The sequence below is a fragment of the Niallia sp. 01092 genome (assembly GCF_052318935.1).
Taxonomy (GTDB): domain Bacteria; phylum Bacillota; class Bacilli; order Bacillales; family Cytobacillaceae; genus Niallia.
Genome location: NZ_JBQRKO010000022.1, coordinates 13,504 through 27,303 on the forward strand (window position 1 = coordinate 13,504; position 13,800 = coordinate 27,303).

Here is a 13,800-nt window from a genome sequence, read left to right on the forward strand (position 1 = left end):
TTTAAAAGCAACATTCTATACGAAAACAGCCAAATTAAAAGTGTACTACCTTAAAAAAGCGTAACAAGTTATAATGGCTATAGAACTTTTTTTTGATGTAAATATTAGAAGTACAGTTTGTGGATGTTCCCTAGTTTTATTTTTTTGAAGAATATATAGAGGTGAAGTCTGAAATAAATACTTGAGGCAGTCACTAAAGAAAAGAGCATAGCAAAATAAGCCATTAATCCATGACTTCGAGGTAAATTATGGTAATGGAAAATTAAGTTGCAACCATCACATGGAACCCTTGATTTTTTGCTAATAAAATCGCTTGTTCTACCGTGATTTCACGGTTTACTGGAAGAACATCCGATTTTTTATATAATTCAGCATTATATGGTTCTTGCTTTTTGAGGATGTTGTATATAGCTGTTAAAAGCATTCGTGCAATGGCAATGATTGCTCGTTTGTGACCACGTCGTTTTTTAAGTCTTAAATAGCGGTTTCGGATTTCGGGATGCTTTTCACTTTTGACTACAGCGGTAGCACACTGTACCAAAAGAGGTTTTATATAACAGCCTGCTCTTGAAATCCTTACTGACTTTTTCTTGCCGGCACTCTCATTATTAGTAGGTGTAAGTCCTGCCCAGGAACATAAATGCTTAGCTGTCGGAAACACGTCCATATTAACACCTATTTCTGAAACCACGGCAATGGCGGAAAAAATGTTCTTAAAGGACGGAACAGTTAAGATTAAGTTGATTTCTTCTGAGTAGGACGCGGCAAGAGAAAGTATTATATTTTCAAGGTCCGCTTTACGGGATTGAAGATCTTCATAGTGTTGTTTTATCACCTTTAATTTTTCAGCCTGTTCCGGTGTGATAAATCCGTCAATGGCGAGTTCTAGTTCAGGAAGTTTATTTTTCATAGAGCCATGGATTAAAGGTTTTAGGTCAATAGAGGTTTCTAAAGGATTTTTAAGGAGCTTTTCAATGATGTTCATAGAGCTTTTGCCAAAGGTATCCGAAACCACATTTCCAAGCTGAATGTTAGACACGGTTAAACTGTTTTGAAGACGGTTCTTCTTACTTGACATAAAGTTAGTTAGTTTAAAACGATAACGCATCAGGTCACGAAGCTGTCTTATAGCAAGTGGTGGCATAAAGCTTCCAGCAACAAGGTCATGTTTAAATAAATCGGCAATCCATTTGGCATCTTTTTTATCCGTCTTTTTGCCACGGATAGCCTTAACGTATTTAGGATGTGCAAGAGTGATGTTGCAGGAATCTTCCAATACATTAAACACGGGAATCCAGTATTTCCCGGTAGATTCCATACAGACATCCTTGCAGTTGTTTTCACAAAGCCATTGTGACAGCTCTTTCAATCCTTTCGTATAGGTAGAAAAGCGATGGCGTTTGTAAGTAGTGACCCCTTTGCCGTTGGTGGAAGCAATACAGGCAACAACAAAAGTTTTGTGGACATCAATACCGCAGCAGATGGGATAAACAATTTTTAAAGCCATAGGGGAAAACTCCTTTCGTGGAATGATAGGGATAGACAACATTGACTGATTGCCCAGCAATAAACGAGTAATGTTTATACAAAGATAAGTCTGCGTGCTAAAAGTCACACTTATTTGTGCTTGGAAAGGCAATCTACACATATAACAATGCGGTCACTCCATAACTGGAGCAGCCCACTCACCTCCACGTGATTTGTAGTTAATTGTTATCCCTATGACTATAGATTTTAATACAAATAACGCTCAAGACAAGATTATTTCATAACGTTTTGTGCCTTGAGCGAAGCGAAAGGAATGGGTAAAACAATGAACAGAATTTCTTGGGATGAGTATTTTATGGCACAAAGTGAACTGCTTGCACTGCGAAGCACATGTACAAGGCTAGCTGTTGGTGCCACAATTGTAAGAGACAAACGCATTATTGCCGGCGGATATAATGGAAGTATCGCAGGAGGGATTCATTGTATAGATGAAGGCTGTTATGTCATTGATAATCATTGTGTACGAACTGTCCATGCAGAAATGAATGCATTATTACAATGTGCAAAATTTGGTGTAGCAACGGAAGGAGCAGACATCTATGTCACGCATTTTCCATGTTTACAATGCTGTAAAGCAATTATTCAAGCAGGCATAAAAACAGTTTATTACGCCAATGACTATAAAAATCATCCTTATGCGATTGAATTATTTAACCAAGCTGGGATTGTCATGCAACAAGTAATAAATAAAGAAATAGTATTCGATGCAAAACAGACAGAAAAGAAACAATTTGTACAATCTATAATCGATAAGTTAAAAGCAACAGCAGATAATAAAGAGATAGAAAATATCGAAAAAAAAGCAGAGGAATTGTTTTTAATAGAACCGACTAAAAAAACTTTTGTATAAGCTTCCTTGCTTATCATCCTCAGGAGGCAATGATAAATTCAATTTATTAATAAGGCATTTGTCAACATGCTAATTTCTTTTGGACTGTTTTCTAAAAGTTTGTTGTTTTTGAATAAAATAATAAACATGGCTGAAGCATTGAGCAGCCTGAATACACGTAGACTCCTGCTTAGAAAAGCGAGACAGGCGAGACTTGTGCAGGTGCAATAGCGACGAGGAGGCTCGGCGCTCGCCCCGCGGAAAGCGTGTGGTAAGCCTCGGAAAACCGAACGAAAACCTCTGAGTGCTTGGAAAAAGAAGAAATTAGCATGTTCCCCCCTTCTCCTTTCTTCCATTCCTGTTTCAAAAACCAATTATTTGTGCTCTTGTAGCTTTTTCTACAGAGGAGGTTTTTTTGAAAATGAACCAGCTTATTTATTTTTTTAAAAATAGAGTGCTGTATTATGGCATAGCAGCCTTAATGGCAGTAATAAGTGTGCATATTCATTATGTTATATTCTTTTTGCTGTTTATTCTGTATGTAGTTTGGTTAAAAACTTGGCGGCAGCTCCCTATTTACACATTGATTGGAACCAGTTGTCTGTTTAGTATCTTTTTTATAAGAGCTGAATGGGACAACTTGCATTCTCATACCATTCTTTCCCCAATTAGCACTAGTTTTTCTATTATATTTACGGAGTCACCAGTTATCGATGGTGATAAATGGAGTGCAATTGGAAAAGAAACAACAAGTAATGAAAAGCTGGCAGTATCTTATAAACTTAAAACAGAAGAGGAAAAATTATTTTTTCAAGACCAAAAAATGATAGGGAAAACATGTAATATAACAGGTGTTTTAGAAAAACCTGCCATTGCAACAAATGAAAATGGTTTTGATTATGAACAGTATTTAAGAGGTAAATCCATTTATTGGCAGTTGGAAGCAGGTCAGTTCCCAATTCAAAATTGTTCAGAAAAACAATCTAATGTCATTACAAAATTAAAAACAATAAGACAAACAGGAAGTGAATGGATTGAGCAGCATTTTTCGAATGAAACGAAAGCATTGGCAATTGCGCTTATTTTCGGTGATAGACAATGGATAGAACATGACGTACAGACTGCCTATCAAAAATTAGGAATTATTCACTTGCTTGCGATATCAGGCTCTCATATTATTGTCATTGTTGGCTTATCATATTTTCTGCTTATTCGTTTTGGCGTAACTAAAGAAAATGCTATCACTATTTTATTATGTATATTGCCTGTTTATGCTGTTCTTACTGGATTAAGTCCGAGCGTTATCCGTGCCGTTTTGATGTCAATGCTGATTCTAGTCAAAAGAAAATGGAGAATGCTTTCTTCACTATCTGCAGTTGATATAATCAGCGTCGTGTTCCTATTGTATCTTTTTTACGAACCGAAAGTACTGTTTAATGTCGGCTTTTTATTAACTTTTACAGTATGTGTTTTTTTGCTTTTATCTTCTTCGATGCTTTTACAAGCATCCTCCCATCCGTTAAAAACCATGATTTTTACTACGTTTATTTCAGAATTTTCCGTATTGCCGATTATATTATATTATTTTTACGAATTGCCCACATTATCTCTATTGGCGAATATGATTTTTATTCCTTTTTACTCTATTATTGTGCTACCTTATTTTCTTGCCGTTTTTGTTATTTCCTTTCTTCTTCCGGCCATCGTACCCGTCTTATTAATGCCAATTGATCTATTAATAAAAATTTCGGATCAAATAGTAATGGCACTGTCTAGACTTCCTTTTAGTACGATTATTTTCGGAAAGCCGCCTCCTTTTATCCTCATGCTGATGATTATGATCCTTCCTCTTTTTTTCTTTTTGTACGAAAAAAAACCTATACGTCGACAACGCTTATATATTCTTCCTTTTATGCTATTGCTGATTCATTATATAGGAAATTTCTATAACCCATATGGAGAAGTAACCTTTATAGATATAGGGCAAGGGGACAGTATTCTGATTAAAGAGCCATTTCATAAAGGAGTATATTTAATTGATACAGGAGGTACGATTGAATGGGACAAAGAAGATTGGCAAATAAAAAACAATCCGTATGAAGTAGGAAAAGATGTTGTTGTCCCTTTTTTAAAAAGCAAAGGGATTAGCTCCATTGACAAGTTAATTCTTACCCACGGTGATTTAGACCATATTGGGGGAAGTCTTGCCGTATTAAAATCGATACATGTAAAAGAAATAGTCTTGCCTTTTACTTGGGCGGAACTAAGTAAGGAAGAGAAAGAAATTACCGCGCTAGCTAGGAAAAAAAGAATAGCGGTCACCTATGTGAAGTCTGGACAATTATGGAAAAACGGCAACGATTCGTTTTCTATTTTATCACCTATTGATAAAGAAACGGAAAATAAAAATGATGGTTGTATCGTTATTAAGGGCAGGATTGGAGGACTGGATTGGCTATTTACTGGTGACTTAGAAGAAGAAGGAGAGAAAAAATTATTGCAAAAGTACCCAATGTTAACAACAGATATTTTAAAAGTGGGACATCACGGAAGCAAAACGTCTACGTCATCTTTATTTTTGAACACGATACATCCAAAGGCTGCCATCATTTCTGTAGGGAAAATTAACCGTTACGGCCATCCACATAAGGAAGTGTTAGAACGGTTGCAGGAAAAAAAGATTACCATTTGGAGAACAGATAAAAATGGAGCGATTACGTATAAATTTTTTAAAAATGAAGGCACCTTTTATTTTGCAATACCATAAACTATTGCAGAAATAAAAAAATAGAAATTCTTTTCCTCCTAACGAATTGATTTATTAAGCTGCTTTGATTGTAAGAAAAAGAAATCTGAGAAGGTTCTTTTTCTTTTTTATAATGTGTTTATGTACGTTAGTTTCTTTTGCTGACAAGACTTGACACAAATAGTTTAACGGCACAAGGAAACACTATACTTAAATAAGTGTACCGTTGCTTGATAAGTATCCTAGGCCTTATTAAGTAATGTTCATTATAGATCAAAAGAGGAATCCGTAAAAGAATCGAACTTGTAAAATAATTCAGGGGAGATTCCGAAATGGACTTCCTCTTTCTGTTTGTATGGAAAAGGGTTCGGAGCTACGTGATTTAAATGGAAATAAACACGGTTCTGTACGCAATATTTTGTTTTTTATTCGAATGAATAAAGGGTTTTCTCCGCTCGCGCCGCCTATATTAGGTTAGAAACTGCCTTTTCCATGTTATATAGTGGAAACGAAGCACGAGGTTTCATGGGAGCTTTGTTACTTGTCAAAATGGCAAAGCTTCTTTAGGATTATAGAAGAATGAATGCTGGTGAGTAATATCACTTAATAAAAGTGAATCGAAATCATGGTTTCGATCAGGTGATAATGATAGAACGGAGAGAAAAAATTGATACAAAATTTATGGAAAAATATAAAGAATAAACAGTTTTCATCCATTTATTTACTGTATGGGTCAGAAGCTTTTTTAATAAATGAAACAAAACAATTGATTGTACACGCTGCTGTTGATATTAACGAAGAAGATTTTAATTTAAGCTCCTATGATTTAGAAGAAACGCCGATAGAAGCAGCACTTGAAGATGCGGAAACGATTCCATTCTTTGGTGAAAGAAAAGTTGTTTTATTACATAACCCGACATTTTTAACAGCTGAAAAAACAAAATCTAAAGTAGAGCATGATGTGAAAAAATTAGAAGCTTATATAAAGGAACCATCTCCTTATACAATTTTAGTGTTTATTGGAAATTGCGAAAAATTGGATGACCGCAAAAAAATAACAAAAGAGTTAAAGAAAACTGCTTCAATTTTAGAAGCAAAAAAATTAAATGAAGCAGAATTAAAAAACTGGATGAAGCAAAGAGCGGCATATAACCATGTGGAAATGGATGAAGAAGCACTTGATTCAATGCTGCAGCTTGCTGGCACTAATTTATTTTTATTAACGAGTGAAGTAGATAAAATGGCGCTGTATGTTCAAGAATCTAAATTAATTACGAAGGAAATAGTCGAAGAACTAGTAGCGAAATCTTTAGAACAAAATATTTTTACATTAGTGGATAAAATTGTTTCAAGAAAGATGGAGGAAGCACTTCGTATCTATTACGATCTGTTAAAACAGAATGAAGAACCATTAAAAATTCTGGCAATCATTACGAATCAGTTTCGTCTTATTTATCAAGTGAAAGGAATGGCGAAAACAGGGTATGGCCAACAGCAAATTGCTTCTGTGTTAAAGGTCCATCCGTTTCGTGTGAAATTAGCAGCAGGACAAGCCCAAAAATTTACAGAAGAACAATTGATGACATGCATTAATTTATTTGCAGAAGCAGATTATCAAATGAAGACAGGCGGAATGCATAAAAATATGATCATTGAAATGATCTTGTTTCAATTGCATCATGATTGGAAAAAGAATTAAAAAAAGCACATTATTTAACGAATTTGTCAAGTCGAAAAAATGAATGTTGACAGCAAAGCCCGTTAATGTACGGTTTTTCAGGTTGTCGACAAAAGGGGTTCAGAATGGTCTCATTCTGAACCCTTTTAAAATTAAGGCTGTTTTCGTATAGATTGTTGCTTTTAAACGCGCAGCCTGAATACACTTCGTCCGTTTAGCGAGCGTCGAGCCTCCTCGTCGCATACGCTCCTGTGGGGTCTCGTCTTTCTCGCATTCCCACAGGAGTCTACGTGTATTCAGTCTGCTGAGTATTTCTTTTCCCATTTTTATGTGAAAAACAACAAACTTTGAGAAAACAGCCTTTAATTAAAATAACTGGATTGATACTGGGTCGTCCTACTTCTGAATACATGTCTTTTACCAAATCATAAATAAATGAGAAATCAAGGGCAGCCTCTATTTTATGATTTTGTGGTACCAGTTGATCTTAAGCGATCATTTCTAGTTGATCCCTTTGGATAGAATTATGTTTGGAAAGCTTGTCGTCACCTCAAAAAATTTATTTACTATTATTTTAAAACAAGGCTGTGTTCCATTATATTGTTGATTTTAGTACTAGTTAATTGGAGCGAAAGGCGTGAGACTCCTGCGGGATAAGCGAGTCAAAGGGAGACCCCACAGGAGCAAAGCGACGAGGAGGCTCCCGGACCGACCGCGGAAAGCGAACGCCTGGAGCGGAAATTAACAGCCAAGTTTAAGAGAGCCTAAAACAAAAAAGACTGTAGGCAACTCCCTTATCCCTTAAATGGGGGGTGTCTACAGTCTGAAAACCCGTTAATGAACGGGTCAGGCTGTTGAAAAACGTTCGCTCTCTTCGTCACTCCCCGTTTTTTGCGGTGCTCATTACCCCAAAAACGGTAACTCCGCTCCTCAAAAAGGGTCGTTCCTCGATAGACAAACGCTTTCAATCAGCCTGAAAGTTTGCAGTCTTACTTTTTCGACAATCTGACCCGTTAATGAACGGGTTTTTTGCTTTTATCAGAATTTATATGTTTCAAGTTAAATAACTGTCTAGCTCCGACGTACAGGACGTACAAGTGCCGGAGTTGCCACAGGCTTGCAGGATGCGAGTCAATCGACGTTGCAACAGGACGTTGCGTAGTTAGTCGATTTATCTTTTTTGCGCATTTAGCCGGCCGGCGCCTAGCCCCTGTGAAAGATAACCTCTTGTCTCTAAAAGTAAAGAGCACTTTTTGAGCCAAGAGAACATTTTTCTTCGGGGCTGATCAAGGTGCTTCCGCTTTTCTGCATAACAAAAGGCTATCATATCATGATAGCCTGTGTTTAACTCATTAAGCGTTTAAAGCGTTTTTTCTTTTAGCTAAACGAGATTTTTTACGAGCAGCAGCATTTTTATGAATAAGACCTTTTGCAGCAGCTTTGTCTAATTGACTAGCAGCCTCTACAAAACTTTCATTTGCAGCAGTTGCGTCGTTAAGAGCAATAGCAGCTTCAGCCTTTTTAACAGAAGTACGCATTGCAGATTTAACTGTAGTGTTTTGAGCGTTGCGAGCAGCACTAGTTTTTACACGTTTAATAGCGGATTTAATATTTGGCATTTACGTTCACCTCCTAAAAAGAAGCATCAGGTTCTTCTTTTCACCTGATTTTACATTCCTAAAACAAACTTAAAGAACAAAAGATATTTTATCAAACGAGAAGTAATAATGCAATACTATCCACTTAATTTGCATAAAACATCAATCCTTTTCTATCTTAGCATCCTTTTTGATCATAAATCTAGTTATTTTCTTCGAATGTTTTTCTTTTTAATAGGAAAAGATAAGAATAAATCTTTTTAATTTTTGGGAGGGGACTGGAATGAAAGAAAATTTAGATTTAAGCATGTATTCGCTTAGAACTGATTTAGCAATTGAGGCAAAGGAAATCGCTTTGCAATCAGAAAGTCAAATTCAAAAGCAGCCTAATCAGTCACAACTAGATGGCGTTATTATTAAAGAAAAAGAGGAAAATGGGATTAAAGTTTCTTATTTGGAAGTAACAGAAAAAGGGGAGCAGTTGATAGGCAAAAAAAGAGGAAAGTATTTAACGCTTGAAGTAATCGGTATTAGACAACAGGACAGTAAACTGCAAAGTGAAGTAGAAAAGGTATTTGCAACAGAATTTTCTCAATTTCTTAAACAAAAACAAATTGCAGAAAATGCATCTTGCTTATTGGTAGGGTTAGGAAATTGGAATGTAACTCCGGATGCTTTAGGACCTCAAGTTTGTGAAAATGTTTTAGTAACAAGACATTTATATGAATTGCAGCCGGAAAATGTAGAAGAAGGGTACCGGCCGGTTAGTGCGCTTGCTCCAGGAGTAATGGGGCTTACAGGGATTGAAACGAGCGATATCATTAAAGGAGTAGTGGAAAAAACGAACCCGGATTTTGTTATTGTTGTGGATGCATTGGCTTCCCGATCCATTGAAAGAGTAAATTCTACCATTCAAATCTCGGATACAGGCATACATCCAGGATCTGGAGTAGGGAATAAAAGGAAAGAGTTAAGCGAAAAAACATTAGATCGACCGGTTATCGCAATCGGAGTTCCGACTGTTGTGGATGCTGTTTCGATTACAAGTGATACGATAGACTATATTTTAAAACATTTTGGAAAAGAGCTAAAAGAAGGAAATAAACCTTCTAGAGCATTAGCTCCTGCAGGATTAAACTTTGGCGAAAAGAAAGTGTTGAAAGACGAAGATTTACCAGAAGAACAACATCGGAACACATTTCTAGGCATTATCGGAACACTTCCAGAGGAGGAAAAAAGAAAGCTGATTTATGAAGTATTATCGCCTATTGGACATAATTTAATGGTTACACCGAAAGAAGTCGATGTTTTTATAGAAGATATGTCCAATCTTCTGGCGAATGGGTTAAATGCCGCTCTGCATAAAGCGATTAATCAAGACAATGTCGGGTTTAATACACATTAATTTTCATTTTAAACAAAAATAGGAGAACTGGTTGAAGCGAACGTTTGTGAGATAACCTTTATTAAAACGAATCAACTGGTTCTATCTTTCCTAGCAATTACATACTATTTAGTAGACTTGCTAGGATAGGTAAACATACTTTATTAGAATTGGGGTGAAATCAGGTGAAGATGTTTACGTTTAGAGCTATCGGTATTGCAATCATAATGTTTTTATGTGTTTTGTTTGGAATGCAGCAAGCATATAGCGGCATTCGAGATATGAAAGGTTATGAAGATAAAAATTTTTCCAGCGCTTTATCCATTGAAAAAAAAGATGACCAATTAGAAGCTTCTGTACTTGGACAAGATGTTACGAGTCATGATTTGCAAAAAAAGAAAGAGAAATTAGAAGAGCTACATGCATTTAATTTATTTTCAAATATCGGAAAAGGGGTTGCAGATAGTATGTCTTCCCTTGCCCAAAAAGGAGTAGACCTTGTTGGAAGTGTGATGGATGATAGTGATAAGCAAAAGGAAAACTAGTATGTTAGTCCTAGCGAATTGACTAGACTTTAAGAAGACGATAACAAACAGGATTTGCTTTTCATCTTTAGTTTTGATTGAATCTTATTCTTCACACTGCTATAATCAAAAATAGTGTACATTGTGCGATTATTGTAGGAGTGAACAAGATGAACAGAGAAGAAATGCTAAAAAGACAATCTAAAATACGTAATTTTTCGATTATTGCTCATATAGATCATGGAAAATCAACTTTAGCTGATAGAATTTTAGAAAAAACGAATGCACTTACTGCACGTGAAATGAAAAATCAGCTTCTTGATTCGATGGACTTAGAAAGAGAACGCGGAATTACGATCAAACTAAATTCTGTGCAATTAAAATATCAGGCAAAAGACGGAGAAATTTATACACTGCATTTAATTGATACTCCTGGACATGTCGATTTTACTTATGAGGTTTCTCGTAGTTTAGCAGCATGTGAAGGAGCAGTATTAGTAGTAGATGCAGCACAAGGAATTGAAGCGCAAACATTGGCAAACGTTTATTTAGCGATTGATAATGATTTGGAAATTGTTCCGGTTATTAATAAAATTGATTTGCCGAGTGCCGATCCTGAACGAGTGCGAAATGAAATTGAAGATGTAATAGGATTGGATGCTCAAGATGCAGTACTAGCATCCGCAAAAGCTGGCATCGGTATTGAAGATATTTTAGAGCAAATTGTAGAAAAAGTACCTGCACCTGAAGGCGATCCTGAAGCGCCGTTAAAAGCACTTATTTTTGACAGTTTGTATGATGCGTACAGAGGGGTTGTTACCTACATTCGTGTAGTCGAAGGAACGGTAAAACCTGGTGATAAAATTAAAATGATGGCTACAGGAAAAGAATTTGAAGTAATAGAAGTAGGGGTATATACTCCAAAAGCAGTTAATACAGATCAATTATCCGTTGGTGATGTAGGCTTCTTAACAGCTGCTATTAAAAATGTAGGAGATACTCGTGTCGGTGATACGATCACCAATGCAAAAAATGGCGCAACAGAAGCGCTGCCTGGCTACAGAAAATTAAATCCGATGGTGTATTGCGGATTATATCCAATAGACAGCGCGAAATTTAATGATCTTCGTGAAGCGTTGGAAAAATTAGAATTAAATGATTCTGCTCTTCAGTTTGAGCCGGAAACATCTCAAGCGTTAGGATTTGGTTTCCGCTGTGGTTTCTTAGGACTTTTGCATATGGAAATCATTCAAGAGCGTATTGAGCGTGAATTTAAAATTGATTTAATTACAACAGCACCGAGTGTAATTTATCACGTCATTATGACGGATGGATCTGAAATAAAAGTTGATAATCCGTCTGCAATGCCGGATCCACAAAAAATTGATCGAGTGGAAGAACCGTATGTAAAAGCAACGATGATGGCTCCAAATGAATACGTTGGTGCTATAATGGAATTATGCCAACAAAAACGCGGTGTATTTATTGATATGCAATATATGGATGAAACACGTGTGAAAATTGTGTATGAAATTCCATTAGCTGAAATCGTTTATGATTTCTTTGATCAGTTAAAATCGAATACTAGAGGGTACGCTTCCTTTGATTACGAATTAATCGGCTATCAACCATCTACACTTGTTAAAATGGATATTCTTTTAAATAGTGAACAAGTAGATGCATTAAGTTTTATTGTGCATAAAGATTTTGCTTATGAACGTGGAAAAATAATCGTGGAAAAATTAAAAGAATTAATTCCTCGTCAGCAGTTTGAGGTTCCGATACAAGCGGCAGTAGGTCAAAAGATTGTTGCCCGTTCCACTATTAAAGCAATGCGGAAAAATGTCCTTGCTAAATGTTATGGTGGAGATATTTCTCGTAAACGTAAATTGTTGGAAAAACAAAAAGAAGGTAAAAAACGAATGAAACAAGTAGGATCTGTGGAAGTTCCGCAAGAAGCGTTTATGGCTGTATTAAAAATGGATGATAGCGATACGAAAAAATAAGATAACAAATGGGGTTAGGCTGCTACTTGCGGCTAACCTCTTTTCTTATTTTGTATGAAAAGGGGCCGGAGCTTCGCTATTTATTAAGTTAGAATCTACCTTTTCCTTATTAGATGGTTAGGAACCTGGGCATGAGTCTCTATGGTAATTTTGCATGGTGATTAAATGTTATTTTTGGGGTAGAAACATTTCTTATGAATATAATCTCTTATAAGTTAAGGTAATATAAATTTTGAAATTAGACGAGTGTCTTAATCCGACGTACAGGATGTACTATTAAAGGCGCTTGCGCTTTTTGTAAAGGTTGTGAAAAATTGATAAAAGCAGCATATCTCCATATTCCTTTTTGTGAACATATTTGTCATTATTGTGACTTTAATAAAGTATTTTTAAAAGGTCAGCCAGTAGATGAGTATTTAGATGCGTTAGAAAAGGAAATAAACTTAACAGTTGCACAATTCGGCAAAAATCCACTTTCGACTATATTTGTCGGTGGAGGCACACCTACCGCGTTGAGTGCGAAGCAGTTAGAAAGACTTTGTCAAATCATTAACGAGCAATTAGTTATGGATGAAACACTAGAATACACGTTTGAAGCAAATCCGGGTGATCTTTCAGAAGATAAATTAAAAGCATTATACAATGGAGGGGTAAATCGCTTAAGTTTTGGTGTTCAATCATTTAATAATGAACTGCTAAAACGAATTGGCAGAACCCATAAAGCAGAAGATGTGTTTACTTCTATAGAAGCAGCAAAAAAAATTGGCTTTCGCAATATTAGTGTCGATTTAATTTACAGTTTACCTGGCCAAACATTAACAGACTTTAAACAAACTTTAGAAACAGCGTTTACATTGGATATTGAGCATTTTTCTGGTTATTCCCTTATTATCGAGCCAAAAACGGTTTTTTACAACTTGCAAAGAAAAGGAAAACTTCCGACTCCAGGTGAAGATGCAGAAGCGGCAATGTATGAGGTGTTGTTAGAAGAAATGCATAAACATGGGTTCGAACAGTATGAAATCAGCAACTTTGCAAAACCGGGCTATAAAAGCCTCCACAATTTAACATATTGGAATAATGAACAATACTTCGGCTTTGGAGCAGGAGCACACGGATATGTAGCAGGTTCTAGACGTTCCAATTATGGACCGCTAAAAAAATATATAGAACCGTTGACGCAAAATCAGCTTCCATTACTCGAAAATTATTCAGTAACAAAAAGTGAAAAAATGGAAGAAGAAATGTTTTTAGGTTTAAGGAAAAATGAGGGAGTAAATATTAGCCTGTTTGAGAATAAATATAATGAAACTCCGTTATCCCTTTTTAATAAAGAAATAGACGAATTAATAAACAGAGAGTTGCTGGTAATAAAAGATAATGCACTTCAATTGACAGAGCGTGGCCGCTTTTTAGGAAATGAAGTATTTCAGTTTTTTTTAAGATAAAGGATAAAATTTTTGAAGTTAGATGAATGTCCAGCTCCA

At 35.9% G+C, this 13,800-nt stretch carries 9 protein-coding genes and 1 pseudogene; 7 read left to right on the forward strand and 3 right to left on the reverse strand.

Annotated elements, in window-relative coordinates; genetic code table 11:
* Nucleotides 1–262: 262 nt before the first annotated feature.
* A complete protein-coding gene (locus ACTXGU_RS18000; protein WP_443482919.1) occupies nt 263–1,507 on the reverse strand; it encodes an IS110 family transposase in 1,245 nt (414 codons plus the stop codon).
* Nucleotides 1,508–1,813: 306 nt separating this feature from the next.
* Between ACTXGU_RS18000 and ACTXGU_RS18005 the strand changes: the two genes are divergently transcribed.
* The 3 genes from ACTXGU_RS18005 (at nt 1,814) to holA (ending at nt 6,822) form a co-directional block, all read left to right on the forward strand.
* The gene (locus ACTXGU_RS18005; RefSeq protein ID WP_443482966.1) at nt 1,814–2,398 is read left to right on the forward strand and encodes a ComE operon protein 2; all 585 of its coding nucleotides are present in this window, start codon (nt 1,814–1,816) and stop codon (nt 2,396–2,398) included.
* 400 nt (nt 2,399–2,798) lie between these two features.
* The gene (locus ACTXGU_RS18010) at nt 2,799–5,144 is read left to right on the forward strand and encodes a DNA internalization-related competence protein ComEC/Rec2 (RefSeq protein ID WP_443482920.1); all 2,346 of its coding nucleotides are present in this window, start codon (nt 2,799–2,801) and stop codon (nt 5,142–5,144) included.
* A 646-nt stretch (nt 5,145–5,790) separates the two neighbouring features.
* Nucleotides 5,791–6,822 carry a DNA polymerase III subunit delta gene (gene holA, locus ACTXGU_RS18015; protein ID WP_443482921.1) on the forward strand — a complete coding sequence of 344 codons (1,032 nt, stop codon included), beginning with the start codon at nt 5,791–5,793 and terminating at the stop codon, nt 6,820–6,822.
* Between the two features lie 325 nt (nt 6,823–7,147).
* On the opposite strand, the pseudogene ACTXGU_RS18020 reads toward holA, so the two are convergent.
* A pseudogene (locus ACTXGU_RS18020) lies at nt 7,148–7,282 on the reverse strand (IS5/IS1182 family transposase); the annotation flags it as partial.
* Nucleotides 7,283–8,153: 871 nt separating this feature from the next.
* Complete coding sequence (rpsT, locus tag ACTXGU_RS18025) at nt 8,154–8,420, reverse strand: 30S ribosomal protein S20 (RefSeq protein ID WP_443482922.1); 267 nt, start codon at nt 8,418–8,420, stop codon at nt 8,154–8,156.
* 262 nt (nt 8,421–8,682) lie between these two features.
* Here rpsT and gpr point away from each other — a divergent pair, with 262 nt between their 5' ends.
* From gpr to hemW, 4 genes are all read left to right on the forward strand, one after another.
* A complete protein-coding gene (gene gpr / locus ACTXGU_RS18030; RefSeq protein WP_443482923.1) occupies nt 8,683–9,804 on the forward strand; it encodes a GPR endopeptidase in 1,122 nt (373 codons plus the stop codon).
* A 170-nt stretch (nt 9,805–9,974) separates the two neighbouring features.
* Nucleotides 9,975–10,328 carry a YqxA family protein gene (locus ACTXGU_RS18035; RefSeq protein WP_443482967.1) on the forward strand — a complete coding sequence of 118 codons (354 nt, stop codon included), beginning with the start codon at nt 9,975–9,977 and terminating at the stop codon, nt 10,326–10,328.
* Between the two features lie 149 nt (nt 10,329–10,477).
* Nucleotides 10,478–12,313 (forward strand): translation elongation factor 4, encoded by a 1,836-nt coding sequence (gene lepA / locus ACTXGU_RS18040; protein ID WP_443482924.1) that lies wholly within the window; start codon nt 10,478–10,480, stop codon nt 12,311–12,313.
* Nucleotides 12,314–12,627: 314 nt separating this feature from the next.
* A complete protein-coding gene (hemW, locus tag ACTXGU_RS18045; RefSeq protein ID WP_443482925.1) occupies nt 12,628–13,761 on the forward strand; it encodes a radical SAM family heme chaperone HemW in 1,134 nt (377 codons plus the stop codon).
* Nucleotides 13,762–13,800 lie beyond the last annotated feature (39 nt).

Coding starts and splice junctions, on each gene's coding strand:
- ACTXGU_RS18000 (WP_443482919.1), bottom strand. CDS start 1,507: ATGGCTTTAAAAATTGTTTATCCCATCTGCTGCGGTATTGATGTCCAC.
- ACTXGU_RS18010 (WP_443482920.1), top strand. CDS start 2,799: ATGAACCAGCTTATTTATTTTTTTAAAAATAGAGTGCTGTATTATGGC.
- rpsT (WP_443482922.1), bottom strand. CDS start 8,420: ATGCCAAATATTAAATCCGCTATTAAACGTGTAAAAACTAGTGCTGCT.
- ACTXGU_RS18005 (WP_443482966.1), top strand. CDS start 1,814: ATGAACAGAATTTCTTGGGATGAGTATTTTATGGCACAAAGTGAACTG.
- lepA (WP_443482924.1), top strand. CDS start 10,478: ATGAACAGAGAAGAAATGCTAAAAAGACAATCTAAAATACGTAATTTT.
- gpr (WP_443482923.1), top strand. CDS start 8,683: ATGAAAGAAAATTTAGATTTAAGCATGTATTCGCTTAGAACTGATTTA.
- ACTXGU_RS18035 (WP_443482967.1), top strand. CDS start 9,975: ATGTTTACGTTTAGAGCTATCGGTATTGCAATCATAATGTTTTTATGT.